Below are 25497 nucleotides of genomic sequence, written 5' to 3' on the forward strand. Positions count from 1 at the left end.
GTGTTTGCAAGAGCCAGGCACCAGGTGAGAAGAACCCAACCACCGCAACGCGGCACCGTCGACAGTGACACTGAGTGCGTGTTTGCACCCGACACGCCGCAGTCCGGCGTACAACGGTGCACGCTGGCGCCGGAAAGATGACCGGTGCTAGGTGAGCACCTCGGAGATCGGGGCGCCGGCGGCGATCTTGGCCCGTGCCCCCATCACCTTGCCGGGCCGGCCCGCGCCGACCACACCGGCCAACACGCCGTCGCGCTCGTAGTAGGCCAGGAACTTGTGGCCGTCATCCTCCACCAGGTGCACGGTGTCGGTGGCCGCCGGCTCACCCAGGCACTGGATCTTGACGTCGTACTGGTCGCTCCAGAAATACGGGGGCACGGCCACGTCGTGCAGCGACTCCCGGCCCAGCATCGCCGGCACCATCACCCGCACCTGGGTGACGACGTTGCTCCAATGCTCCACCCGCACCTGATGACCGTCCCCGCGCCAGAACGCCACGTCACCGACGGCCCATACGTTCGGCGCGCTGGTGCGCCCGGCCAGGTCGCAGAGCACTCCGTTGTCGACATCGACACCGCAGCCGTTCAGCCACTCGGTCGCCGGCAGCGAGCCGACGCCGAGCACCACCACGTCGGCCTCCAGTTCGGCGCCGTCGGTCAGCACGACGGTCTCGACGCGCCCGGCGCCGCGGACCTCGGCGACCCCGACGCCGCTGCGGACGTCGACGCCGTTGGCCCGGTGCAGCCGCGCCACCAGTTCGCCGATCTGCTCACCGAGCACCGCGGCCAGCGGGGCGGGTTGCGGCTCGACGAGCACCACCTCCACCCCGAGCTTGCGCAGGCTGGCCGCCGCCTCGCAGCCGATGAAACCGGCACCGATCACCACCGCCCGCCGTGCGGCGGCCGCATCGCCGCGCAGCAGCAGGCTGTCCTCGAACGACCGGACCACCCGGATGCCGTCCAGGTCACCGAAGCTCGGGATGCGCCGCGGCACCAGCCCGGTGGCGATGACGAGGTGGTCGTAGCCCAGCACCGAGCCGTCGGCCAACGTCACCTCCTGCACGGCGGTGTCGACACCGCGCGCACCGCAGCCCAGCCGCAGGTCGATGTTGTGCCCGGCGTAGAACTCCTGCGGCTCCAGGGTGGTCTCGTCGCGCTCGCCACGCAGCACCTCTTTGGTCAGCGGCGGCCGGTCATAGGGCAAGCGCGTCTCATCGGAGACGATCGTGATCGGTCCCGCATACTCTTCGCGCCGCAACTCCTCGGCGGTACGTACGGCGGCCAGCCCCCCGCCGACGATGACGACCCCATTTGTGACCATCAGGATTTTCTACACGATCGCCGCGCGCGATGGCGCACCACCTCGGCGCCACCTGGGCGGTTGCAGCAGGTATTGGGCTTCCGGCAGGCTCGACGGCGTGACCAAGATCAGCGGCGATTCCCTGACGGGCGTATCGGCCACCACCCTCTGGACGCTGCACAACCGAGGCAGCGAGGCCAAACGCTCGGACAGTGTGATCAACGACCCGCTGGCGGCTCAGCTGTTTGATTCGATTGAGTACGACTATCGGAAGTTCGGCCGCCCTTCGCAGGCACATCCGCTGCGTGCGTTGGCATTCGACCAGCAGGCCCGCGACTATCTGGCATCCCACCCCAGGGCGTCGGTCGTGGCGCTGGCCGAGGGCCTGCAGACCAGCTTCTGGAGGCTGGACAACGGTGAACTCACCTGGTACACGATCGACTTGCCTCCGGTGGTGGAGCTTCGTGACAGGTTGCTGCCCGGCAACGAGCGAATCGTCACGCTGGCACAGTCCGCGCTCGACCTCAGCTGGATGGACCGAGTCGATACCAGCGACGGTGTCTTTGTGACTGCCGAGGGGCTGTTGATGTACCTGCAACCAGACGACGCGTTGGGCCTGATCGCCGCCTGCGCCAAGCGCTTCCCGGGCGGTCGAATGATGTTCGACAGCATTCCGCACTGGTTCAGTCAGCGGACGCTGCGCGGTCACAAGCTCTCCAACCGCTACGTGGCGCCGCCGATGCCCTTCGCATTGACACCCGACGAGGGAACGGCACTCACCGCCGTACCCGGCGTGATCTCCGCACGTGATGTGCCGTTGCCGGCCGGTCGCGGCGTGTGGAAGGTGCTCAACGTCCCGTGGATGGACGCCGCGTGGATAGACAAAGTGGCCTTCCTGCGACGGATACGGCCCTCGATCACCCTGCTCGAATTCGGGTAACGCTCAGTACTTGAGCGCGCCCTTGTCGACCTGGATCTGGACACCCGTGAGGATTCCAGAGCCATCACCGGCCAGCCAAACCACGACGTCGGAGACCTGGTCGGAAGTCATGAAGGACTGGGGGTGCAACGGCATCGGGGGGAAGGCGTGCAGATAGTCGGGGTGCTCGGCGAAGATCTTCGCCATCACCTTCGGCTCGATCATCGGGGTGTCGACGGAGTAGGGGTGAATCGAGTTGACCCGGATCCGGTGTTCGCCGACCTCCAGGGCCAGCGTGTTGGTCAAGCCCACCAGGCCGTACTTGCTCGCCGCGTAGTGGCCGTTGCCGGGGGTGGCCTTCAGCCCGGCCGAGGAGCTGACGATCACGATCGAGCCGCCGTTGCCGGCCTCGATCATCGCCGGCACCGACGCCCGGATGGTGCGCCAGGTGCCGGTCAGGTTGATGTCGATGACGGTGTTCCACTGCTCGTCGGTGAGCTCCCACAGCCGGCCCCAGCTCAGCACCCCGGCGTTGGCCACCACGACGTCGAGCCGGCCGAACTGCTCGACGCCGTCGTCGACCAGCTTGCGCAGTGCCTCGTCGTCGCGGATGTCGACCGAGCGGGCCAGCACCTTGCGACCGTGCGCTTCGACCCCGGCGACCATCTCGGCGAGTTCGTCGGGTGTGGCCGGCGGATAGGTGATGCAGTCCGAGGCCGGAGCGCAGATGTCAGCGGCGATGATGTCGGCACCGGCGGCCGCCAGCCTGATCGCATGCGAACGGCCCTGGCCGCGCGCCGCACCCGTGACAAATGCCACCTTGCCCTGCAGATTGTGGTTCTGGCTCTCGCTCACCCGACGAGGCTAACAGCTCGTAATGGAACGTGTTCTACTGCGCGCGGACCGTCATAGGTCGGCGATGATCTGCTGGCGTTTCCGCGCGTATTCCTCATCGGTGACGACACCGTCTTTGCGCAGGGCCTCCAATTCCTGCAAGCGCTCCCCCGCCGACCGCTGCTCCGGGACTTCCTGAGCCGTCACCGCGGCAGCCTGCTCGGTGGCCCGCCTGACCACGGCGGACACCTGTTGGCGCGCTGCCGGATTGGACCGGATGTCGATCGTGCCCTGCACCGGTACGTCGTGGGCCCGCAGGATCTGGAAAATCTCCATCAGCGGGCCGTCTTGGCCGGTCAGGTCGTAGGTCCGGTTGTCCTCGGAGAGGGTGAACCGGGCGGGAACCGTACCGCTCAGCAGCGCACTGCGCTGCCAATCTATTCGGTAGTTGTTGGTGGTGGGATCGACCAGGACGGCCAGCTTGCGCCCGGTGATCAGCGGTAACCGGTTCATCGTGGCGATCACCCGGTCCTGGGTGTTGAAGGGCGCCAGGCCGGCTCCCTCGATGTGCAGGTCGAGTTTGACCAGCGGCCGGTTGTTGATCCGGGTGCCTGTCTCGTGAATACCGGTCACCTGCGCCATGGCCAGCACGCCGTGCTGCTCCAGGAATTGCTGCTTGGCCGATGATTTCGCGCCGAAGGCGGTCAACAACAACGCGGCCATGAAGTCGCAGAAAGTGACGAACAGCCCGGCGTAGAACATCCATTTCAGTTCCGCCAGCGGGCCCATCGCAAAGTAGACGATGAGGAAAATCGGCCCCACCAGGCCGCCACACACCAGCACGATGGCCTGGGCCTTTATATAACGCCACAACATGTGCGTCACATTAGCGTCAGCGCCGGTCGGCCACCACGGCGAGCAGTCCCCCGCACGCGGGAGGTGCCCCCAGCAAAAGGCCCCCTTTCCACAATGGAAAAGGGGGCCTTCGCGTTCCCCCGCAAGCGGGGGGACCCCCAGCTCGCGGAAGAAATTGAACTACTTGATGATCTTGGTGACCCGGCCGGCGCCGACGGTACGACCACCCTCACGGATGGCGAACCGCAGACCCTCGTCCATGGCGACGGGCTGGATCAGCTTCACGGTCATCTCGGTGTTGTCACCGGGCATCACCATCTCGGTGCCCTCCGGCAGGCTCACCACACCGGTCACGTCGGTGGTGCGGAAGTAGAACTGCGGACGGTAGTTGGTGAAGAACGGCGTGTGGCGACCACCCTCGTCCTTGGACAGGATGTAGGCCTGGCCCTCGAACTCGGTGTGCGGGGTGGTGGTGCCGGGCTTGACCACAACCTGGCCACGCTCGACGTCCTCACGCTTGATACCGCGGATCAGCAGACCGACGTTGTCGCCGGCCTGGCCCTGGTCCAGCAGCTTGCGGAACATCTCCACACCGGTCACGGTGGTCTTGGTGACCTCGGGACGGATGCCGACGATCTCGACTTCCTCGTTCACGTTGATCACGCCGCGCTCCACACGACCGGTGACCACGGTGCCACGACCGGTGATGGTGAAGACGTCCTCAACCGGCATCAGGAACGGCTTGTCGGTGTCGCGAACCGGGTCCGGGATGGACTCGTCGACGGCCTCCATCAGCTCCTCGACGGACTTGACCCACTTCTCGTCGCCCTCGAGCGCCTTGAGCGCCGACACCCGGACCACCGGGGCCTCCTCGTCGAACTCCTGGGCGCCCAGCAGTTCGCGGACCTCCATCTCGACGAGCTCGAGGAGCTCCTCGTCGTCGACCATGTCGGACTTGTTCAGCGCGACCAGGATGTAGGGCACACCGACCTGACGGGCCAGCAGCACGTGCTCGCGGGTCTGCGGCATCGGGCCGTCGGTGGCCGCGACCACCAGGATCGCGCCGTCCATCTGGGCGGCACCGGTGATCATGTTCTTGATGTAGTCGGCGTGGCCCGGCGCGTCGACGTGGGCGTAGTGCCGCTTCTCGGTCTGGTACTCCACGTGGGAGATGTTGATCGTGATACCGCGCTGACGCTCCTCGGGAGCGTTGTCGATCTGGTCGAACGCACGCGACTCGTTCAGGTCCGGGTACTTGTCGTGCAGAACCTTGGTGATAGCCGCGGTCAGCGTGGTCTTGCCGTGGTCAACGTGACCGATGGTCCCGATGTTGACGTGCGGCTTCGTCCGCTCGAACTTCGCCTTCGCCACTTCTTGTCCTCCTGGACTTGTTGGTGCTGGGTTACAGCAGGATTGATCTTTTTTGGTTTGTGCCACCGTAGCGGCACGGGCGGGAAGCTACCTACTCGCCCGTTGCCTTCGCGATAATCTCCTTCGCCACCTGCGCCGGCACTTCGGCGTAGGAGTCGAACACCATGGAGTAGTTCGCCCGGCCCTGGGTCTTCGACCGCAAGTCTCCGACGTAGCCGAACATCTCCGACAACGGCACCTGCGCCTTGACGACACGCGCACCGCTGCGCTCCTCCATGGCCTGAATCTGGCCACGGCGGGAGTTCAGGTCGCCGATCACATCACCCATGTAGTCCTCGGGCGTGGTGACCTCAACGGCCATGATCGGTTCCAGGATCACCGGCTGCGCCGCGGCGGCAGCCTTCTTCAGCGCCTGCGAGCCGGCAACCTTGAATGCCATCTCGGAGGAGTCGACGTCGTGGTACTGACCGTCGAGCAGGGTGACCTTCAAGTTGACCAGCGGGTAGCCGGCCAGCACGCCGTACTGCATGGCGTCCTGGGCGCCGGCGTCCACCGCGGGGATGTACTCGCGCGGAACGCGGCCACCGGTGACCTTGTTCTCGAACTCGTAGGTCGCGCCGTCTTCGCCGGTGAACGGCTCGACGGAGATGAGGACCTTGGCGAACTGGCCGGACCCACCGGTCTGCTTCTTGTGGGTGTATTCGACCTTGTCCACCATGCGCTTGATGGTCTCCTTGTAGGCAACCTGCGGCTTGCCCACGTTGGCCTCGACCTTGAACTCGCGGCGCATCCGGTCCACCAGGATGTCCAGGTGCAGCTCGCCCATGCCGCCGATCACGGTCTGGCCGGTCTCCTGGTCGAGGTGCACCTTGAAGGTCGGGTCCTCTTCGGCCAGCTTCTGGATCGCCAGGCTCAGCTTCTCCTGGTCACTCTTGGTCTTCGGCTCGATGGCAACCTCGATGACCGGAGCCGGGAACGTCATCGACTCCAGCACGATCTGGTTGTTCGGGTCGCACAGCGTGTCGCCGGTGGTGGTGTCCTTCAGGCCGATCACCGCGTAGATGTGGCCGGCGGACACCGATTCGACCGGGTTCTCCTTGTTGGAGTGCATCTGGAACAGCTTGCCCAGCCGCTCCTTCTTGCCCTTGGTCGAGTTGACCACCTGGGCGCCGGACTCCACCTTGCCGGAGTACACCCGCACGTAGGTGAGCTTGCCGAAGAACGGGTGCACCGCGATCTTGAACGCCAGCGCCGAGAACGGCTCGTCGATGCTGGGCTTGCGGCTGATGATCTCGTCTTCCTTGCCGGGCACGTGGCCCTGCACCGACTCCACGTCCAGCGGCGACGGCAGGTAGTCGATGACGGCGTCCAGCATCGGCTGGACACCCTTGTTCTTGAACGCGCTGCCGCACAGCACCGGGTACAGCTCGGAGGAGACCGTCAGCTTGCGGATACCGGCCTTGATCTCCTCGACCGTGAGCTCCTCACCGCCGAAATACTTCTCCAGCAGCGCCTCGTCGGTCTCGGCGACGGCCTCCAGCAGGGCGGTCCGGTACTCGTCCGCCTTGTCCGCCAGGTCGGCCGGGATCTCGATGGTCTCGTAGGTCTCACCGAGCTTGGTCTCGCCACGCCACACCTTGGCGTTCATCTCGACCAGGTCGACGATGCCCTCGAAGTCGTTCTCCGCGCCGATCGGCAACTGGATCACCAGGGGACGGGCGCCGAGGCGCTCTTCGATGGTGCGCACGGTGAAGTAGAAGTCCGCACCGAGCTTGTCCATCTTGTTGACGAAGCAGATTCGCGGCACGTCGTACTTGTCCGCCTGCCGCCACACCTGCTCGGACTGCGGCTCCACGCCCTCCTTGCCGTCGAACACCGCGACGGCGCCATCGAGGACACGCAGGGACCGCTCCACCTCGACGGTGAAGTCGACGTGGCCCGGGGTGTCGATGATGTTGATCTGGTTCTTGTTCCAGAAGCAGGTCACCGCGGCGGAGGTGATGGTGATGCCGCGCTCCTGCTCCTGCTCCATCCAGTCGGTCGTGGAGGCACCGTCGTGCGTCTCACCGATCTTGTAGTTGACGCCGGTGTAGTACAGGATCCGCTCGGTCGTCGTCGTCTTACCGGCATCGATGTGCGCCATGATGCCGATATTGCGGACCTTGTTCAGGTCGGTCAGCACATCCTGTGCCACAGCAGTCTTCCCACTCTTTCGGTAACTGAATTGCTTGTTGTCACTGGGTCCGGCGAGTTACGCCGGCAAAATCACCAGCGGTAGTGCGCGAAGGCCCGGTTGGCCTCGGCCATCTTGTGGGTGTCCTCGCGGCGCTTCACCGCGGCACCCAAGCCGTTGCTGGCGTCGAGGATCTCGTTGGCGAGGCGCTCGACCATGGTCTTCTCGCGACGGGCCTTGGAGAAGCTGACCAGCCAGCGCAGGGCCAGCGTGGTGGAGCGATCGGGGCGCACCTCGACCGGAACCTGGTAGGTGGCGCCACCGACGCGGCGGCTGCGCACCTCGAGAGCCGGCTTGACGTTGTCCAGCGCGCGCTTCAGCGTCACCACCGGGTCGGTGCCGGTCTTTTCCCGAGCCTGCTCCAGCGCGCCGTAGACGATGCGCTCGGCCAGCGACTTCTTGCCGTCCAGCAGAACCTTGTTGACCAGCTGGGTGACCAGCTGCGACCCGTAGACCGGGTCGTTGACCAACGGACGCTTCGGCGCGGGACCCTTGCGCGGCATCAGCTCTTCTCCTTCTTGGCGCCGTAGCGGCTGCGGGCCTGCTTGCGGTTCTTGACCCCCTGGGTGTCCAGCGAGCCGCGGATGATCTTGTAGCGCACACCCGGCAGGTCCTTCACCCGGCCACCACGCACCAGCACCATCGAGTGCTCCTGCAGGTTGTGACCCTCACCCGGGATGTAGGCGGTCACCTCCACCTGGCTGGTCAGCTTGACGCGGGCCACCTTGCGAAGAGCCGAGTTCGGCTTCTTCGGGGTGGTGGTGTACACGCGGGTGCACACGCCCCGACGCTGCGGGCTGCCCTTGAGGGCCGCGGTCTTGACCTTGGCGACCTTGTCGCGGCGACCCTTGCGGACCAGCTGCTGAATGGTTGGCATCTACCGGCTTCCTGTATCGCTGTTCAAACTCTTGTAAATCCTGCAGTCTGTGCCCCACCGCTACCCCGCGGTCGGGCGTGTCGCATGGGCCGCCGCGGATTCCTCCGCTGCATAATGGACATGCGAATTGGGCCAGGCGCGCGCGTTATGTCACCAAACGCGCCTCGGTGGCCAGGCACGAGCTACCACAATACCCGGCAGCACTCCGGCAGGTCAAAGCGCGTCGAACCGGCCCCCCAGCGCTCCTCGGCGGGCTACCCGGTACGGCTGTCCATCGCGGAGGCCAGCCGCCGCACCATGTCGGCGAAGACGGCGTCGGTGTCCACGTCGTCCATCACCCCGGTCATCTCCAACAGCACGAATCCGTGCATCGCCGCCCAGAACTCCAGGGCCGCGTGAAACGCCCGGTCGCCCTCGAGCCCGTAGGACAACAACACCTCGATCACCGGGGCGGCGGCACGGGTGGCCGCGGCGGTGTATTCCGGGTCGTCCCCGCCCAGCGGCATCCGGGTGAACGCCGAATAGCGGCCCGGGTGGTGATGGGCATAGCTGCGGTAGGCGCCGGCCATCACCAGCACCGCGTCGTCGCGTTCGCGGCCCTGGCCGACCTGGGTGAGCATCTCCAGGATGTCGTCGATCACCCGCATTCGCATCGCGCGGCGCAGGTCATTGAGGCTGTGCACGTGGTTGTACAGCGACGGGCCCTTGGTGCCCAGCTGGGTGGCCAGCGCGTTGATGGTCAGGGCGTCCCAGCCCTCGCGGTCCAGAAAGTTCAGTGCGGCGTTGACGATGGCTTCTCGGCTCAGCTTGACCGGGCGCGCCCCCGATTTGCCGTTGGTGCGCGTGCGACCACCCGCCGCCGGCGGGTCTGGTCGAGCTGACATGGTGTACGCCCTTCGTATGTTTGCCTGCCCGAGGAGAAGGTCAGCAACGAACTCTAATCCACAGATAACTGGGGGAACCCGCGTACGGCCCAGCCAGTGGGACGTAAGCTTTGCCCAAATCGCGTCCGGCGAGAGGGGCACGCAGATGAAATTGACCGTGCTGGCTACTGCGCTGCTGTGTTTTGTCGGCGGCTCGGTGAGTGGCGCCGCGAGCGCGCACGCCGTGCCCGGCGACATCCACATCTACGGCGTGCATGAGACGCACACCCTGGACTGCAACGGCGGGACCCTGTTCCTCAACGGGGTCAACCTCACCGTTCACGCCATGGGAAGCTGCTGGGCGGTGACCACGCAGGGCTCGCAGAACACCGTGATCGCCGAAACCATCGTCAACGACGTCACCGTCTACGGCAACGACACGACGGTCTATTACCACTATGGCGACCCGCTGCTGTTCGACCGCGGTCGCGAGCTGGGAATGACGAACCGGCTCCAACGCGTACCGGCGTGACCCGCGACCACCACACAAACCCCTGGTCGTTTGTAGTAGCCGCTACCGCACTGCTGGCCGTCGCCCTCGGGTTGTCGGGCTGCGAGTCGGAGCCGGCCCCCAAGTCCGCCCGGATCTCGAAGAACTACGACGGGCGATTCTCCAACACGATCAGCTACGGGTCGTTCGGGACGACGTCGGCGGTGGACTGCGCCGACGGCAAAACGTTGAGCGTGGACGGATCCAACAACAAGTTGACGGTCCGCGGGCGCTGCGAGGCGGTGAACGTCCCGGGCGCCGACAACCGGATCACCGTCGAGCGAATCGACAAAGCGCTGACGATCACCGGGTTCAACAACTCCGTCACCTACCGCAGCGGCGAGCCGAAGGTCGACGATCGCGGCTCGGGCAACACCGTCACGGACAAGCGCTGACCGGCATCAGGCTTCCCGGCGGTCGCAAGCGCGGCGGAGCCGGGCGCAGCGGGCCGCCGGCATTAAGCCTTAGCGCCGTGTCGGCCTGCCCCACCGGCGAATCGGTGCGCCCCGCGCAGCGCCTCGTCGGCCACCCGTTCGATGCTCTCGAACTCCTGGTCCATCGCCTGGGGCTCGGTCAGGCCCCACTGCCGCAGCGCAGACAGCCGGTCGGAGCGCAGACAGCCCTGCGGCAGCTCGGCGAGTTCGGCGGCCAGCTGCTCGGCTTCCCGGCGAGCCTGCCCGTTCGGCACCACCCGGTTGGCCAACCCGATCGCGTGCGCCTCCTGGGCGTCCACCGCCCGGCCGGTGAGGATCATGTCCATGGCGCGGCTGTGACCGATCAGCCTGGGCAGCCGCACCGTGCCACCGTCGATGAGCGGCACGCCCCAGCGCCGGCAGAACACCCCGAACACGGCGTCGGCCTCCACGACCCGCAGGTCACACCAGAGCGCCAACTCCAGGCCGCCGGCCACCGCGTAGCCGCTCACCGCGGCGATCACCGGCTTGGACAGCATCATTCGGGTGGGGCCCATCGGCCCCGGCCCCTTGCGCTGGGTCTGATTGGCCGTCTGCGTGCCCAGCGCCTTGAGATCAGCTCCCGCGCAAAAGGTTCCGTGATCTCCCCACAGCACCGCCACCGAGGCGGTGTCGTCGCGGTCGAACTCGTCGAAGGCCTGATACAACGCCGCCGCGGTAGGCCCGTCGACGGCGTTGCGCGCCTGCGGCCGATCCAGGATCACCGTGGTGACCGCACCGCTGCGTTCCACCCGCACCGCTTTACTCATCCCGCCTCCGCTGTTCGGTCTGCGTCACGTCTTGAAGCCAGTTCGTCGGCGAATTCCGCGTAGCGACTGCGGATCCGCGCGCCGGGCCAGTCCGGCGGGAGCAGTTCCGGCGGGAGCACCGGGTCACGACGCAGGTGGCGGACCATGGCCGCCGCGACGGTGAAACGCACCGGCACGTCGTCGGCGTCGGCCATCGCGGCGAGCAATTCGTGGCCGGTCTGCGCCCACCCATCCAGGTCCCACAGTCTGCCGGCGAGCTCCGCCGGGTGCTCGTCGCGCGCGGTGAGCAGCCGGGTGTAGGCGCCGAGCTCATCCTCCAGGTCGACATCGATGTTGTCCGGGCGCATCCAAATCCCTTCGCGCAGTTCGGCGAATCGCCGATCGGACAACCCCGAGCGCAACGCGGCCCGGGTTCGGGCGTCGCAGCCGACGCTGGTGATCACCACCGCCAGCCAGTCACCGTTCCAGCGCCGGGTCTGCGGATCCAGGGCCGCGTCCTGCTGGCGCTGCCGCTGCAGCAGGCGTTCGGAGAGCCCGTAGCCCTCGGCGGAGCGAACCAGGTCCCCGGCGGCCACCAACCTAGTCAGCGCCACTCGCATGGCGGTTTCCTTGATGCCGAAACCGGCTGTGAGCCTGAGCAGTTCAGCAGACGTTGCCGATGCGGGATGGGCACCAAGGAGCACTGACAGCACCACGGAGCGGGCGGTCAGGCGAGCTGGCGTGGTGGACATTTGGTGACACTCTAGACCCCGGAGGCCTGTCGGCCGTAGTCCCCGAACGGCTCGTCGCGGTGCCGCACCGCGTCCCGGAAACCGTGTGCCACCGCGTCGGCCACGAACGCGTGGCCCTCCGGGGTGTGCCGCGCCACCCCGTCGAACACGGTGCTGACCATCCTGCTGGTGGCCACGCCCTGCTGCAGCAACGCTGTGTTGAGCGCGAGCTTGGCCATGATCAGCTGGTTGACCGGCATGGCGGCGATACGGGCCACCAGGCGTTCGGTGCGCTCGTCGAGATCACCCGGATCGGGGGCCTCGATCGCCAAGCCCCATTCGGCGGCCTGGGCGCCGGTGATGCAATCCCCGGTCAGCAGTAGGCGTTTGGCGCGCTGGTCGCCGAGCCGGTGCGCCCACAGCCCGGCCGCCGGCACCCCCCACACCCGGGTCGGCGGGTAGCCGATCTTGGCGTCCGACGCCGCGATCACCTGATCGGCGTGCAGCGCTATATCGGTGCCGCCGGCTACGCAGTAGCCGTGAATCTTGACCACCGTCGGCTTGTCGGCGTACATCAGCGAGGCGAAGCCGCGGACGAACCGGCTCATCATCTGGTAGTCGATCATCGGGTCCCACGGCTGATCCGGGCGGTGATTGACCGCCTGGGTCTTACCGTCGAGCACCGTGCCCCGGTAGCCCTCGCCGCCCGCCGACGCCGAGCCGTCGGCGTAGGCACCCAGGTCGAAGCCCGCGCAGAAGCCCGCGCCGCGGCCCGACACCAGGATCACGTGCACGTTCGGGTCCAGATCGGCCCGCTCCACCAGCGCCGACAGCTCCAGCGGGGTGTCAGCGGTGATCGCGTTGCCGTGTTCGGGGCGGTTGAAGGTGATTCGGGCGATACGGTCGGTGACCTCGTAGGTCATGGTCCGCAGGTTGTCGAATTCGACCGGGGCGATGTGGTGCCGCATGGTGCTTCAGCCTATGCCTCAGCCTTTGACGAGGGCACGCTCCAGGATCGGACCCAGGTCCAGGCCCGCCGGGAGGGTGCCGAACGCGCCGCCCCACTGGCCGGCCAACCGGGTCGCCAGGAACGCCTCGGCGACGGCCGGGTGGCCGTGGCGAACCAGCAGCGAACCCTGCAGCGCCAGGCAGATGTCCTCGGCGATCTTGCGAGCCGCGTACTGGGCGGTCACGACATCGTCGCCGAGGCCGGCCAGCTGGGCCTTCAACGCCTCGACGTGGGCGTCCAGCCGGCGGTCCTGCCCGGAGGTGCCGGCCAACTCGTCGAAGAGCACGGCGACCGACTCGGGCTGGGTGGCCAAGGCTCGCAGCGTGTCCAGGGCACTGACGTTGCCCGAGCCCTCCCAGATGCCCATCAGCGGCGCCTCCCGGTACAGCCGCGGCATCAACGAGTCCTCGATGTAGCCGTTGCCGCCCAGGCACTCCATCGCCTCGGCCGCGTGCGGGGTGGCGCGCTTGCACACCCAGTACTTGGTGGCGGCCAGCCCGATCCGACGCAGCAGCCCCTCCCGGACGTCGCCAAGCACCGCCTTGTCGGTGGCGCCCGCCATCCGCATCGCCACCATGGTGGCGGCCTCGGCCTCCACCGCCAGGTCCGCCAGCACGTTGCGCATCAGCGGCTGGTCGATCAGGTAGGCGCCGAACGCCTTTCGGTGCTGGGCGTGGTAGGTGGCGCGGGCCAGGCCCATCCGCATGCTGGTGGCACTGCCCAGCGCGCAGTCCAGCCGGGTGAGGTTGACCATCTCGATGATGACCGAGACGCCGCGGCCCTCCTCCCCGACCAGCCACGCGGTGGCGCCGTCGTACTCGATCTCGCTGGAGGCGTTGGCGTGGTTGCCGAGCTTGTCCTTGAGCCGCTGCAGCCGCATCCGGTTGCGGGTGCCGTCGGGCAGCACCCGGGGCAGGAAGAAGCAACTCAGGCCGCCCGGCGCCTGAGCCAGCACCAGGAACACGTCGCACATCGGCGCGGAGGTGAACCACTTGTGCCCGGTCAGGGTGTAGCTGCCATCAGCGTTCGGCACGGCCTGGGTGGTGCCGGCGCGCACGTCGGAGCCGCCCTGTTTCTCGGTCATCGACATGCCGGCGGTGATGCCGGCTTTGGTGGTCGGCACCTGGAGCACGGGGTCGTAGACGCGGCTGGTCAACAGGGGCTCGTAGGTCTTGGCGAGTTCGGCGTTGTTGCGCAGCGCGGGCACGATCGCGTACGTCATCGAGATCGGGCACATGTGGCCGGGCTCGGCGGTCCACACCCCGGTTGCCGCGGCGCGCACGACGTGGGCACCCGGCCGCGGGTCGGCCCAGGGGGCGGCGTGCAGGCCGTGGCTGATCGCGGTGCGCATCAACTCGTGGTAGGCGGGGTCGTATTCCACTTCGTCGATCCGGTTGCCGACGACGTCGTGGGTGTGCAGCACCGGCCCGTTACGGTCGGCCAACTCGCCCCAGCGTTGTACCTGTTTGGACCCGGAGAGAGCCCCGAGGTCGGTGACTTCGTCGACGCCCCACTGGCCGCCCTCACGGATCAGCGCTTCGATGAGGACCGGTGACGACGCCGGGTTGTAGCCCTCCAGCGGAAGGACCTGGTTGGTGACGATGTGCGTGTCGGCCATAGTCGAATATTACAGTTTTTCAACTTATGCACAAGAGATGTAACTACCTGAGATTCCCGTACTGTACTGGTACAGTAATTCCGTACAATTATGAGGGGCGGCTCCTATGACTATCAGCGCCAGCGAAGCCCGGCAGCGTCTGTTCCCCCTACTGGAGCAGGTGAACACCGATCACCAGCCGGTGCGCATCACCTCGCGTGGAGGGGATGCGGTGCTCATGTCCGCCGACGACTACGACTCGTGGCAGGAAACGGTCTATCTGTTGCGCTCCCCGGAGAACGCGAAGCGGCTGATGGAAGCTGTCGCTCGCGACCGGGCGGGGCAGTCGACCCCCACCAGGTCCATCGATGAGCTGCGGGAGATGGCCGGCGGCGAGGAGTGAGGGGCATCTCCTTCGATCCTGATGGCTGGGAGGACTTTCTGTTCTGGCTCGGCTCCGATCGCAAGATCGCCCGTCGAATCGTCCGCCTCATCGGAGAGATCCAACGGGATCCGTTCGGCGGAATCGGCAAGCCGGAACCCCTGAAGGGTGAGTTGTCGGGCTACTGGTCGCGTCGAATCGATGATCAGCACCGCCTGGTCTATCGAGCGACCGACGACGAGATCAAGATCCTCAAGGCCCGCTATCACTACTAAAGGCGCGGCAGCCAAAAAGAACGGCGGTCACGGCCCGAGGTCGGGAGGTTCCGGGCCGAGACCGCCGTTCGACCATGGGGCGCTCGGCCAGGGTTCGCACCTGCCGCACCGTGGATTCGTCCGCGTCCGAGGAAATTAGTACCACACGATCCGACTGTCTGTCATCTATTAGATGGAAAACCAATCTTTTCGGATGATTCGTGCAGCACTCCCCTTCGAGCGCTGGATCAGCCCACTCGCTCCTTGAGGAACGCGATGTCGGCCTTGCGGCCCTCCTCTGCGGTCTCGCAGATCACCGGGGCGCCGGCGGCCGTGACCACGGCGACCAGCAGGTCCGGGTCGATCTGACCGGTGCCGAAGTTGGCGTGCCGGTCCCGCCCGGAGCCGGCGGCGTCCTTGGAGTCGTTGCAGTGCACCAGGTCGATGCGTCCGGTGATGGCCTTGATCCGCTCTACGGCATCGGGCAGGGACTCGCCGGCTGCCCAGGTGTGGCAGGTGTCCAGGCAGAACCCGACACCGGTGTCGCCGATGTGGTCCCACAAGCGGGCGATGGTGTCAAAGTGGCGGGCCATGGCGTGGTCACCACCGGCGGTGTTCTCCAGATACACCGGGACGCTGGTCTCCAGCCGGTCCAGCGCCTTGCGCCACCGGGCGAACCCCTCCTGCGGGTCGTCGTCGGCCGTGACATGTCCGCCGTGCACGATCACCGCGGCCGCGTCGATCTCGGCGGCGGCGTCGCACGTCTGCTGCAGCACGTTGCGCGACGGAATGCGGACCCGGTTGTTCGGCGAGGCGACGTTGATCAGGTACGGCGCGTGCACGTAGATCGGCAGCGCCGCCGCCCGTAGCTGTGCCGCGTCCTCGCGGGGTTTGGGGGGCTTCCAGCTCTGCGGGTTGCCCAGAAAGATCTGCACCGCGTCGGCGCCCTCGGCTTCGGCCGAACCCAACGGATCGGCAGGACGCACATGGGATCCGATCAACACGGCGGCCAGCCTAGTCCGGCGACGATACCGGCGAGGGACGAGCCGGTTGAGGAGGCGGACAGTCAGCCCAGTCCGGCGACGATACCGGCGAGGGACGAGCCGGCTCTGGACAGTCAGCCTTCCACCGGCCAGGTATGCACCGGCTGGTTGGTGTGCATATGTGCGCAGTAGCGCCGCAGCATCTCGGCCAGCGCGTCCGACCGGCTCATCCCCTGTGCCTGCAACGCCCGGACCGTCGTCACCTGCCAGGTGGCGCCGTTGCGTCCCGAGGCGACCCGCCCCTCGATGATGCCGAGGAACCGGTCCGACACCTCGCCGGCCACCCCCCACTCGTCGAGACCCTGCCGGGCCATCGGCAGCAGCTCGCGCCGGGTCAGCTCTTCCACGCCGACCTCCCCCAGACCCGGCCAATACAGTCGGGCGTCCATGCCGTGGCGCGCGCCCGCGCGGAAGTTGTCGTGGGCGACGGCAAAGCTCATCTGGGTCCACAGCGGCCGCCGCTCACGGGCCAGCCGGCGCAGCAGGCCGTAGTAGAAGACCGCGTTCGCCAGCATGTCGGCGACCGTCGGCCCGGACGGCAGCACCCGGTTCTCCACGCGCAGGTGCGGCCTTCCGTCGACCACGTCGTAGACCGGCCTATTCCACCGGTACACCGTTCCGTTGTGCAGCCGCAGCTCGGCCAGCTGCGGTGTGCGTCCCTGCGCCAGTTCGGCGGCCGGATCCTCCTCGGAGACCTCCGGCAGCAGCGAGGGGAAGTAGCGCACGTTCTCCTCGAACAGGTCGAAGATCGAGGTGATCCACCGCTCGCCGAACCACACCCGGGGTCGCACGCCCTGGTTCTTCAGCTCGTCGGGTCGGGTGTCGGTGGACTGGGCGAACAACTCCACCCGGGTTTCCGCCCACAGGCGGTGGCCGAAGAAGTACGGGGAGTTGGCGCCCAACGCCAGCTGCGGCCCGGCCAGCACCTGGGCGGCGTTCCAGTGATCGGCGAACTGGCCCGGCGACACCTGCAGGTGCAGCTGCATGCTGGTGCACGCCGATTCCGGCGCGATGGTGGCCGCCTGCAGGTTCAGCGGTTCCGGACCGTCGATGTCGATGGCGAGGTCCTCACCGCGTGCGGCGAAGATCGACTCGTTGAGCGCGGCATACCTGGCCGAGTCGCTCATCCAGTCACCGGTCAGGTGCTCGGGCATCAGTGTGGGCAGGATGCCGATCATCACGATGCGGGCACCGTCGGCGTGGGCTTTGGCCTCGGCGGCATTGAGGCTGGCGCGCACCTCGGCCTCCAACTCCAGCCCCAAACGCCCGGGCAGCGGGCGGGGCGGGACGTTGAATTCGATGTTGTAGGCGCCCAATTCGCGTTGGTAGGCCGGATCGTCGATCGCGGCGAGCACGTGGGAGTTCGACATCACCGGCCGGTAGTCCCCGCCGACCAGGTTGCCCTCGATCTCCATGCCGGTCAGCGGCTGGTCGCAGTCGAAGCTGGACCGCGTCAGCATCATCTCGAAAACGTCCAGGCACTGCTGAATCTTGCGCCGGTAGAGCCGGCGTTGGGTGTGACTGTAAGCGGTGCGGTTCACCTCGTCACCCATACCCAAGATGCAACCCGGCCACGCCACGGCCCGCAACATCGGGCCCGTCGCCGAGTGGGAATCTGGCGATGCGACAGGCCGCGAAACCGTCGCCGGATTCCCCTTCGGCCAGGAATGGGCCAGGAACGAGAAAGGGCCCCGGGTTGCACCCCGAGGCCCCTTCGCGTCGCCGACTATCGGTAGTCGCTGTACCCGTAGTCGTCCAGCGGGACCGCGGCACCGGTGGCGGCGCCGAAGTCCGGGCTGTAGTACTGATCCTCGTAGGACGGGATCGTGTAGGCGGCTGCGCGCGCCTCCTCGGTGGGCTGCACCGCGATGTTGCGGTACCGGTTGATCCCGGTACCGGCCGGGATCAGCTTGCCGATGATCACGTTCTCCTTCAGACCCTGCAGCTTGTCGCTGCGGCAGTTGATCGCCGCATCGGTCAGCACGCGAGTGGTCTCCTGGAAGGACGCCGCGGACAGCCACGAGTCGGTGGCCAGCGACGCCTTGGTGATACCCATCAGCACCGGACGCCCGGCCGCGGGCTCGCCGCCCTCGGCCACCACCCGACGGTTCTCGGTCTCGAACTCGGCCCGCTCGGTCAGCGAACCGGGCAGGAACTCCGTGGCGCCCGAGTCGATGATGGTCACCCGGCGCAGCATCTGCCGGACGATCACCTCGATGTGCTTGTCGTGGATCGACACACCCTGGGCCCGGTAGACCTGCTGGACCTCCTTGACCAGGTGGATCTGCACCTCGCGGGGGCCCTGCACCCGCAGCACCTCGTGCGGGTCCGCGGAGCCCTCCATGAGCTGCTGGCCGACCTCGACGTGGTCGCCGTCGGCGAGCAGACGCTCGGAGCCGTCCTCGTGCTTGAACACCCGCAGCCGCTGACGCTTGGGCAACTTGTCGTAGACCACTTCCTCGCCACCGTCGTCCGGCACGATCGTGATCTTGTAGAACTTGTCGCCCTCTTCGAGCTGCACCCGTCCGGCGACGTCGGCGATCGGCGCCTTGCCGCGCGGGATACGCGCCTCGAAAAGCTCCTGCACACGCGGCAGACCACCGGTGATGTCCTCACCGACGCCGCCCTGGTGGAAGGTACGCATGGTCAGCTGGGTGCCGGGCTCGCCGATGGACTGGGCCGCGACGATACCGACCGCCTCACCGATGTCGACCAGCTTGCCGGTGGCCATCGACCGGCCGTAGCAGGTCGCACACACGCCGGTTCCGGTGGCGCAGGTCAGCACCGAGCGCACCTTCACCTGCGAGATGCCCGCGTCCAGCAGAGCCTCGATGGACGGGTCACCCAGGTCGTGGCCGCGCTCGACGACGACGTTGCCCTTCTCGTCCACCGCGTCGACCGCCAAAGTGCGGGCGTACGCCGAGGTTTCGATGAACGGGTCGCGGACCAGCGTTCCGTCCGGCTGGGTCTCGGCCAACTCGACGATGATGCCGCGCTCGGTGCCGCAGTCGTGCTCGCGCACGATCACGTCCTGGGACACGTCCACCAGACGACGGGTCAGGTAACCCGAGTCAGCGGTACGCAACGCGGTGTCCGCCAGACCCTTTCGGGCGCCGTGGGTGTTGATGAAGTACTCCAGCACCGTCAGGCCCTCACGGAAGGAGGACTTGATCGGCCGCGGGATGAACTCACCCTTGGGGTTGGTCACCAGGCCCTTCATGCCGGCCAGCGTCCGGGTCTGGGTGAAGTTACCGGTGGCCCCGGAGTCGACGATCGTGATGATCGGGTTGTCCGATGGGTAGTGGTCACGCAGCGCCTGACCGACCTCCTCGGTGGCTTCCTTCCAGATCTCCACCAGAGCCTCGTTGCGCTCGTCGTGGTTGAGAGCGCCACGCTGGAACTGCTTTTCGACCTTGTCGGCCCGCTCCTCGTAGGAGTCCAGGATCTCCTTCTTGCGCGGCGGCACCAGCACGTCGGCCATCGAGACCGTGACCCCCGAACGCGTGGCCCAGTAGAAGCCGGCGTCCTTGAGCTTGTCGACGGTCTGCGCGACCACGATCATCGGGTAGCGCTCGGCCAGGTCGTTGATGATGACGGCCTGAACCTTCTTGTGCATCTGCTTGTTCACGAACGGGTACCCGGTCGGCAGCAGCTCGTTGAACAGCACCCGGCCCAGCGTGGTCTCGGCGATCCAGGCGCCGCCCGGACGCCAGCCGTTCTCGCCGAACAGCTCGGTCTCGATCTCGGCCGGCGGCCGCAGCTGGTCCAGGCGCACCCTGATCTTGGCCCGCACGCTCAGCGCACCGCGGTCCACGGCCATGATCGCCTCGGCCGGCGAGGAGTACACGCCGGTCTCCGGACGGTCTTTGGCGGCCGGGGTGTATTCGCCTGTGTCACCCTCGATCTCGGTGGTCAGGTAGTACAGCCCGGTAACCATGTCCAGTCGCGGCATGGCCAGCGGACGACCCGAGGCCGGCGACAGGATGTTGTTGCTGGACAGCATCAGGATGCGGGCCTCGGCCTGCGCCTCGGCGCTCAGCGGCAGGTGCACGGCCATCTGGTCACCGTCGAAGTCGGCGTTGAAGGCTTCACACACCAACGGGTGCAGCTGAATGGCCTTGCCCTCCACCAGCTGCGGCTCGAAGGCCTGGATGCCCAGCCGGTGCAGCGTGGGTGCGCGGTTGAGCAGCACCGGGTGCTCGGCGATGACCTCTTCGAGGACGTCCCACACCTGGGGGCGCTGCCGCTCCACCATCCGCTTGGCGCTCTTGATGTTCTGCGCGTGGTTCAGGTCGACCAGGCGCTTCATCACGAAGGGCTTGAACAGCTCCAGCGCCATCAGCTTGGGCAGGCCGCACTGGTGCAGCTTGAGCTGCGGACCGACCACGATCACCGAACGGCCCGAGTAGTCGACACGCTTGCCGAGCAGGTTCTGACGGAACCGGCCCTGCTTGCCCTTGAGCAGGTCGCTCAACGACTTCAGCGGACGGTTGCCCGGTCCGGTGACCGGCCGGCCGCGACGGCCGTTGTCGAACAGCGCATCCACGGACTCCTGCAGCATCCGCTTCTCGTTGTTGACGATGATCTCGGGTGCGCCGAGGTCGATCAGTCGCTTGAGGCGGTTGTTGCGGTTGATGACCCGGCGGTACAGGTCGTTGAGGTCCGACGTGGCGAACCGGCCACCGTCGAGCTGCACCATCGGACGCAGCTCCGGCGGGATCACCGGCACCGCGTCGAGCACCATGCCCATCGGGGAGTTACCCGACTGCTGGAACGCCGCGACCACCTTGAGGCGCTTGAGGGCACGAAGCTTCTTCTGCCCCTTGCCGTTCTTGATGATGTCGCGCAGCGACTCGGCCTCGGCGTCGATGTCGAAGGTCTCGATCAGCTTCTGGATCGACTCCGCGCCCATCGCACCGGTGAAGTACTCGCCGTAGCGGTCCACCAGCTCGCGGTAGACGGTCTCGTCGACGATCAGCTGCTTGGGAGCCAGCTTGACGAAGGTGTCCCAGATGTTGTCGAGCCGGTCCAGCTCACGCTGGGCGCGGTCCCGCAGCTGACGCATCTCGCGCTCGCCGCCGTCGCGAACCTTGCGCCGCACATCGGCTTTCGCGCCCTCGGCCTCCAGCTCGGCCAGGTCGGCCTCCAGCTTCTGGGCGCGGGCCTCCAGGTCGGCGTCCCGCTGGTCCTCGACGGCCTTCTTCTCGACCACCATCTCGGCTTCCAGCGTGGACAGCTCGTTGTGGCGCATCTCGGTGTCGACGCTGGTGATGACGTAGGCCGCGAAGTAGATGATCTTCTCGAGGTCCTTGGGCGCCAGGTCCAGCAGGTAGCCCAACCGGGACGGCACGCCCTTGAAGTACCAGATGTGAGTGACCGGGGCGGCCAGTTCGATGTGGCCCATCCGCTCACGGCGCACCTTGGCGCGGGTCACCTCGACGCCACAGCGCTCACAGATGATGCCCTTGAAGCGCACGCGCTTGTACTTGCCGCAGTAGCACTCCCAGTCGCGAGTCGGTCCGAAGATCTTCTCGCAGAACAGGCCGTCCTTCTCGGGCTTGAGCGTGCGGTAGTTGATCGTTTCCGGCTTCTTGACCTCGCCGTAGGACCATTGCCGGATGTCCTCGGCGGTGGCCAGGCCGATCCGGAGTTCATCGAAGAAGTTGACGTCGAGCACGTAACTCCCTTTCCCCTTGCGGGTTTAGTAAGTAGTAACTAGGCCAGGTCTTCCACAGAAGCGGATTCGTTGCGGGACAGGTTGATTCCCAGGTTGGCGGCTGCCCGCTCCAGGTCCTCGTCCTCGCCTTCGCGCAATTCGATCGCCGCACCGTCCTTCGCCAGCACCTCGACGTTGAGGCACAGCGACTGCAGCTCCTTGAGCAGCACCTTGAAGGACTCCGGGATACCCGGCTCGGGGATGTTCTCCCCCTTGACGATCGCCTCGTAGACCTTGACGCGGCCGACGGTGTCGTCGGACTTGATCGTCAGCAGCTCCTGCAGCGTGTACGCCGCACCGTAGGCCTGCATTGCCCAGCACTCCATCTCACCGAACCGCTGACCACCGAACTGCGCCTTACCGCCCAGCGGCTGCTGGGTGATCATCGAGTACGGACCCGTCGAGCGGGCGTGGATCTTGTCGTCCACCAGGTGGTGCAGCTTCATGATGTACATGTAGCCGACGGTCACCGGGTACGGGAACGGCTCACCGGAGCGGCCGTCGAACAGCTTGGCCTTGCCGTCGCCGTTGACCATGACATCGCCGTCCCGGTTGGCCAGCGTCGAGGACAGCAGGCCCTGCAGCTCGGCCTCCTGGGCGCCGTCGAACACCGGGGTCGCGGTGCGGGTGTCCGGGCCGGCGGAGTAGAGCTCCTCGGGGAGCTTGTCCGCCCAGTCCGGCACGCCGCCGGCCACATCGATGTTCCAGCCGGTCTTGGCGATCCAGCCCAGGTGGGTCTCCAGGATCTGACCGATGTTCATACGACGGGGCACACCGTGGGTGTTCAGGATGATGTCGACCGGGGTGCCGTCCGGCAGGAACGGCATGTCCTCGGCGGGGAGGATCTTGCCGATGACGCCCTTGTTGCCGTGGCGGCCGGCCAGCTTGTCACCGTCGGAGATCTTGCGCTTCTGCGCGACGTAGACGCGCACCAGCTCGTTGACCCCGGCGGGCAGCTCGTCGTCGTCCTCGCGGGAGAACACCCGGATGCCGATGACCTTGCCGGATTCGCCGTGCGGCACCTTCAGTGAGGTGTCCCGGACTTCGCGGGCCTTCTCACCGAAGATCGCGCGCAGCAGCCGCTCCTCGGGGGTCAGCTCGGTCTCACCCTTCGGGGTGACCTTGCCGACCAGGATGTCGCCGTCGCGGACCTCGGCGCCGATGCGGACGATGCCACGCTCGTCGAGGTCTGCCAGCACCTCATCGGAGACGTTCGGGATGTCCCGGGTGATCTCCTCGGCGCCCAGCTTGGTGTCGCGGGCGTCGATCTCGTGCTCCTCGATGTGGATCGAGGTCAGCGTGTCCTCCTCGACCAGCCTGTTGGACAGGATGATCGCGTCCTCGTAGTTGTGTCCCTCCCACGGCATGATCGCCACGAGCAGGTTCTTGCCCAGGGCCATCTCGCCGTTGTCGGTGCACGGGCCGTCCGCGATCACCTGGCCGGTCTCGACGCGCTCGCCGGCGTCGACGATCGGACGCTGGTTGGCGCAGGTGCCGTGGTTGGACCGGTTGAACTTGCGCATCCGGTAGGTCTGCCGGGTGCCGTCATCGGCCATCACCGTGACGTAGTCGGCGGACACCTCCTCGATGACACCGGTCTTCTCGGCGACGATCACGTCGCCGGCGTCGATCGCGGCCCGCAACTCCATACCGGTACCCACCAGCGGCGCCTCGCTGCGCACCAGCGGAACCGCCTGGCGCTGCATGTTGGCACCCATCAGGGCACGGTTGGCGTCGTCGTGCTCCAGGAACGGGATCATGGCCGTGGCCACCGACACCATCTGGCGCGGCGAGACGTCCATGTAGTCGACCTCGGCCGACGACACGTACTCGACCTCACCGCCCTTGCGGCGCACCAGAACTCGGTCCTCGGTGAAGCGACCGTCGTCCTCCAGCGGCGAGTTGGCCTGCGCCACGACGTGGCGGTCCTCCTCGTCGGCGGTCAGGTACTCGATGTCGTCGCTGACCACACCGTCGTTGACCTTGCGGTACGGGGTTTCGATGAATCCGAACGGGTTGACCCGCGCGTACACCGACAGCGAGCCGATCAGACCGATGTTGGGACCTTCCGGGGTCTCGATCGGACACATCCGGCCGTAGTGCGACGGGTGCACGTCACGAACTTCCAGGCCGGCCCGCTCACGGGACAGACCGCCCGGCCCCAGCGCCGACAGCCGGCGCTTGTGGGTCAGACCCGACAGCGGGTTGTTCTGGTCCATGAACTGAGAGAGCTGGCTGGTGCCGAAGAACTCCTTGATGGCGGCGACCACCGGGCGGATGTTGATCAAGGTCTGCGGCGTGATGGCCTCGACGTCCTGGGTGGTCATCCGCTCGCGGACCACACGCTCCATCCGGGACAGCCCGACCCGGATCTGGTTCTGGATCAGCTCACCCACGGTGCGCAGGCGCCGGTTGCCGAAGTGGTCGATGTCGTCGACCTCGACCGGCACCTCGACCCCGCCCGGCACCGTCATGGTGGCGGACACACCGTCCTGAGCGGCCTGGTGCAGGCGCACCAGGTACTCGATGGTGGCCACGATGTCCTCTTCGGTCAGCGTGGTCGGCAGCTCGCCCGGAGTGGACGGCAGGCCCAGCTTCTTGTTGATCTTGTAGCGGCCCACCCGTGCCAGGTCGTAGCGCTTCTCCTTGAAGAACAGGTTCTCCAGCAGGGTCTGCGCGGACTCCTTGGTGGGGGGCTCGCCCGGACGCAGCTTGCGGTAGATGTCCAGCAGCGCCTCGTCGGAGTTGGCGGCGTTGTCCTTCTCCAGCGTCGACATCATGATCTCGGAGAAGCCGAACCGCTCCCGGATCGCTTCGCTGGTCCAGCCCAGCGCCTTGAGCAGCACGGTGACCGGCTGACGACGCTTGCGGTCGATACGGACGCCGACCAGGTCGCGCTTGTCGACGTCGAACTCCAGCCAGGCACCGCGGCCCGGGATCACCTTGACCGAGTGCAGCGTCTTCTCGGTGGACTTGTCGATGCTGGCGTCGAAGTACACGCCCGGCGACCGCACCAGCTGGGAGACCACCACCCGCTCGGTGCCGTTGATGATGAAGGTGCCCTTCTCGGTCATCATCGGGAAGTCACCCATGAACACCGTCTGGCTCTTGATCTCGCCGGTGTTGTTGTTGATGAACTCCGCGGTGACGAACAGCGGGGCCGCGTACGTCATGTCCTTGTCGCGGCACTCTTCGACAGGGGCCTTGACCTCGTCGAACCGGGGGTCGGAGAAGGACAGCGACATGGAGCCGGAGAAGTCTTCGATCGGGGAGAGCTCTTCGAGCACCTCCTCGAGGCCACCCTTGGGTGCGGCGCCGGTCTGCTGCGCCATCTTCTCGCGCCATTCCGGCGCCCCGATCAGCCACTGGAACGAGTCGGTCTGCACGTCGAGCAGACCCGGAACCTCGAGAGGTTCGCGCAGTTTGGCGAAGGAGATCCGGTTCGGAGCCCCGGGCACGGAACTATTGGGAGAATTCTGGGTGGTAGTACCTGAAGCGTTCTTCTTGCTCTGGCGGGAGACTGCCAAGATGCATCCTTCCAGCACCTAATGCGGCCAGCGGGTTCCGGTTCTCACCTGACCCCGTTCGCTGCGAATATCGACCGTTGGTTCGGCTGGCGAACGCTCTGTCCGGTCTCACGCACAACCAAACCACGAGGTCACAGCCTGAAACGAGCCAACAAACGTGACTCAGGCTGGTACTGCGGTGTCGGGTGCGGGTAAGGGTGGGCAGGAGGAAGCCAGCGCAACGTCCAACAATAGCG

Annotated in this window: 21 protein-coding genes; 5 read left to right on the top strand and 16 right to left on the bottom strand. The window is 66.7% G+C overall.

The window, feature by feature from the left end; translation table 11 throughout:
• Nucleotides 1-147: 147 nt before the first annotated feature.
• Nucleotides 148-1320: an NAD(P)/FAD-dependent oxidoreductase gene (locus AWC16_RS16910; RefSeq protein WP_085265913.1), complete on the bottom strand. Its 1173-nt coding sequence runs from the start codon at nt 1318-1320 to the stop codon at nt 148-150.
• A 97-nt stretch (nt 1321-1417) separates the two neighbouring features.
• Here AWC16_RS16910 and AWC16_RS16915 point away from each other — a divergent pair, with 97 nt between their 5' ends.
• Nucleotides 1418-2239, top strand: coding sequence for a class I SAM-dependent methyltransferase (locus AWC16_RS16915; protein ID WP_234812317.1), 822 nt, complete (start codon nt 1418-1420; stop codon nt 2237-2239).
• Nucleotides 2240-2242: 3 nt separating this feature from the next.
• On the opposite strand, the gene AWC16_RS16920 is transcribed toward AWC16_RS16915, so the two are convergent.
• The 7 genes from AWC16_RS16920 to AWC16_RS16950 form a co-directional block, all read right to left on the bottom strand.
• A complete protein-coding gene (locus AWC16_RS16920; protein ID WP_085265914.1) occupies nt 2243-3073 on the bottom strand; it encodes a mycofactocin-coupled SDR family oxidoreductase in 831 nt (276 codons plus the stop codon).
• A gap of 51 nt (nt 3074-3124) precedes the next feature.
• Nucleotides 3125-3928, bottom strand: coding sequence for an SHOCT domain-containing protein (locus AWC16_RS16925; protein WP_085265915.1), 804 nt, complete (start codon nt 3926-3928; stop codon nt 3125-3127).
• Between the two features lie 159 nt (nt 3929-4087).
• Nucleotides 4088-5278 carry an elongation factor Tu gene (gene tuf / locus AWC16_RS16930; RefSeq protein ID WP_085265916.1) on the bottom strand — a complete coding sequence of 397 codons (1191 nt, stop codon included), beginning with the start codon at nt 5276-5278 and terminating at the stop codon, nt 4088-4090.
• Between the two features lie 91 nt (nt 5279-5369).
• Nucleotides 5370-7472: an elongation factor G gene (fusA, locus tag AWC16_RS16935; protein WP_085265917.1), complete on the bottom strand. Its 2103-nt coding sequence runs from the start codon at nt 7470-7472 to the stop codon at nt 5370-5372.
• Nucleotides 7473-7543: 71 nt separating this feature from the next.
• Nucleotides 7544-8014 carry a 30S ribosomal protein S7 gene (gene rpsG, locus AWC16_RS16940; protein WP_068245961.1) on the bottom strand — a complete coding sequence of 157 codons (471 nt, stop codon included), beginning with the start codon at nt 8012-8014 and terminating at the stop codon, nt 7544-7546.
• Complete coding sequence (gene rpsL / locus AWC16_RS16945) at nt 8014-8388, bottom strand: 30S ribosomal protein S12 (protein WP_007767794.1); 375 nt, start codon at nt 8386-8388, stop codon at nt 8014-8016. Before rpsL ends, rpsG begins: the two co-directional genes overlap by 1 nt.
• Nucleotides 8389-8642: 254 nt before the next feature.
• Nucleotides 8643-9272, bottom strand: a complete 630-nt coding sequence (locus tag AWC16_RS16950) for a TetR/AcrR family transcriptional regulator (protein ID WP_085265918.1) — start codon at nt 9270-9272, stop codon at nt 8643-8645.
• A 145-nt stretch (nt 9273-9417) separates the two neighbouring features.
• On the opposite strand from AWC16_RS16950, the gene AWC16_RS16955 reads away from it, so the two are divergent.
• Together AWC16_RS16955 and AWC16_RS16960 are read left to right on the top strand one after the other, a co-directional pair.
• Nucleotides 9418-9783: a DUF3060 domain-containing protein gene (locus AWC16_RS16955; protein ID WP_085265919.1), complete on the top strand. Its 366-nt coding sequence runs from the start codon at nt 9418-9420 to the stop codon at nt 9781-9783.
• Nucleotides 9780-10196 carry a DUF3060 domain-containing protein gene (locus tag AWC16_RS16960; protein ID WP_085265920.1) on the top strand — a complete coding sequence of 139 codons (417 nt, stop codon included), beginning with the start codon at nt 9780-9782 and terminating at the stop codon, nt 10194-10196. Before AWC16_RS16955 ends, AWC16_RS16960 begins: the two co-directional genes overlap by 4 nt.
• A 62-nt stretch (nt 10197-10258) precedes the next feature.
• On the opposite strand, the gene AWC16_RS16965 is transcribed toward AWC16_RS16960, so the two are convergent.
• The 4 genes from AWC16_RS16965 to AWC16_RS16980 are packed head-to-tail and all read right to left on the bottom strand — an operon-like array spanning nt 10259 to nt 14360.
• Nucleotides 10259-11023 carry a crotonase/enoyl-CoA hydratase family protein gene (locus tag AWC16_RS16965; RefSeq protein ID WP_085265921.1) on the bottom strand — a complete coding sequence of 255 codons (765 nt, stop codon included), beginning with the start codon at nt 11021-11023 and terminating at the stop codon, nt 10259-10261.
• Nucleotides 11020-11754 (bottom strand): PaaX family transcriptional regulator C-terminal domain-containing protein, encoded by a 735-nt coding sequence (locus tag AWC16_RS16970; protein ID WP_085265922.1) that lies wholly within the window; start codon nt 11752-11754, stop codon nt 11020-11022. The genes AWC16_RS16965 and AWC16_RS16970 overlap by 4 nt, the downstream gene beginning before the upstream one ends.
• 11 nt (nt 11755-11765) lie before the next feature.
• Entirely contained in the window at nt 11766-12701 is a 936-nt protein-coding gene (locus AWC16_RS16975; RefSeq protein ID WP_085265923.1) for a crotonase/enoyl-CoA hydratase family protein, read from the bottom strand.
• Nucleotides 12702-12719: 18 nt separating this feature from the next.
• Complete coding sequence (locus AWC16_RS16980) at nt 12720-14360, bottom strand: acyl-CoA dehydrogenase family protein (RefSeq protein WP_085265924.1); 1641 nt, start codon at nt 14358-14360, stop codon at nt 12720-12722.
• A 106-nt stretch (nt 14361-14466) separates the two neighbouring features.
• Between AWC16_RS16980 and AWC16_RS16985 the strand changes: the two genes are divergently transcribed.
• Both AWC16_RS16985 and AWC16_RS16990 read left to right on the top strand, forming a co-directional pair.
• Nucleotides 14467-14742: a type II toxin-antitoxin system Phd/YefM family antitoxin gene (locus AWC16_RS16985; protein ID WP_085265925.1), complete on the top strand. Its 276-nt coding sequence runs from the start codon at nt 14467-14469 to the stop codon at nt 14740-14742.
• Nucleotides 14739-14996 (top strand): Txe/YoeB family addiction module toxin, encoded by a 258-nt coding sequence (locus AWC16_RS16990; protein ID WP_085265926.1) that lies wholly within the window; start codon nt 14739-14741, stop codon nt 14994-14996. Before AWC16_RS16985 ends, AWC16_RS16990 begins: the two co-directional genes overlap by 4 nt.
• 227 nt (nt 14997-15223) lie before the next feature.
• On the opposite strand, the gene AWC16_RS16995 is transcribed toward AWC16_RS16990, so the two are convergent.
• From AWC16_RS16995 to rpoB, 4 genes are all read right to left on the bottom strand, one after another.
• Complete coding sequence (locus tag AWC16_RS16995) at nt 15224-15979, bottom strand: deoxyribonuclease IV (RefSeq protein ID WP_085265927.1); 756 nt, start codon at nt 15977-15979, stop codon at nt 15224-15226.
• 113 nt (nt 15980-16092) lie between these two features.
• The gene (locus AWC16_RS17000) at nt 16093-17571 is read right to left on the bottom strand and encodes a glutamate-cysteine ligase family protein (protein WP_085266031.1); all 1479 of its coding nucleotides are present in this window, start codon (nt 17569-17571) and stop codon (nt 16093-16095) included.
• A gap of 173 nt (nt 17572-17744) precedes the next feature.
• The gene (locus AWC16_RS17005) at nt 17745-21695 is read right to left on the bottom strand and encodes a DNA-directed RNA polymerase subunit beta' (RefSeq protein WP_085265928.1); all 3951 of its coding nucleotides are present in this window, start codon (nt 21693-21695) and stop codon (nt 17745-17747) included.
• A 38-nt stretch (nt 21696-21733) separates the two neighbouring features.
• Nucleotides 21734-25279: a DNA-directed RNA polymerase subunit beta gene (gene rpoB / locus AWC16_RS17010; RefSeq protein WP_109561470.1), complete on the bottom strand. Its 3546-nt coding sequence runs from the start codon at nt 25277-25279 to the stop codon at nt 21734-21736.
• Nucleotides 25280-25497 lie beyond the last annotated feature (218 nt).

Origin of the sequence: Mycolicibacter longobardus (genome assembly GCF_002102265.1) — a bacterium.
Lineage (GTDB): Bacteria > Actinomycetota > Actinomycetes > Mycobacteriales > Mycobacteriaceae > Mycobacterium > Mycobacterium longobardum.

Coding starts and splice junctions, on each gene's coding strand:
- AWC16_RS16910 (WP_085265913.1), bottom strand. CDS start 1,320: ATGGTCACAAATGGGGTCGTCATCGTCGGCGGGGGGCTGGCCGCCGTA.
- AWC16_RS16925 (WP_085265915.1), bottom strand. CDS start 3,928: ATGTTGTGGCGTTATATAAAGGCCCAGGCCATCGTGCTGGTGTGTGGC.
- rpsG (WP_068245961.1), bottom strand. CDS start 8,014: ATGCCGCGCAAGGGTCCCGCGCCGAAGCGTCCGTTGGTCAACGACCCG.
- rpsL (WP_007767794.1), bottom strand. CDS start 8,388: ATGCCAACCATTCAGCAGCTGGTCCGCAAGGGTCGCCGCGACAAGGTC.
- AWC16_RS16950 (WP_085265918.1), bottom strand. CDS start 9,272: ATGTCAGCTCGACCAGACCCGCCGGCGGCGGGTGGTCGCACGCGCACC.
- AWC16_RS16955 (WP_085265919.1), top strand. CDS start 9,418: ATGAAATTGACCGTGCTGGCTACTGCGCTGCTGTGTTTTGTCGGCGGC.
- AWC16_RS16965 (WP_085265921.1), bottom strand. CDS start 11,023: ATGAGTAAAGCGGTGCGGGTGGAACGCAGCGGTGCGGTCACCACGGTG.
- AWC16_RS16970 (WP_085265922.1), bottom strand. CDS start 11,754: ATGTCCACCACGCCAGCTCGCCTGACCGCCCGCTCCGTGGTGCTGTCA.
- AWC16_RS16975 (WP_085265923.1), bottom strand. CDS start 12,701: ATGCGGCACCACATCGCCCCGGTCGAATTCGACAACCTGCGGACCATG.
- AWC16_RS16980 (WP_085265924.1), bottom strand. CDS start 14,360: ATGGCCGACACGCACATCGTCACCAACCAGGTCCTTCCGCTGGAGGGC.
- AWC16_RS16985 (WP_085265925.1), top strand. CDS start 14,467: ATGACTATCAGCGCCAGCGAAGCCCGGCAGCGTCTGTTCCCCCTACTG.
- AWC16_RS17000 (WP_085266031.1), bottom strand. CDS start 17,571: ATGGGTGACGAGGTGAACCGCACCGCTTACAGTCACACCCAACGCCGG.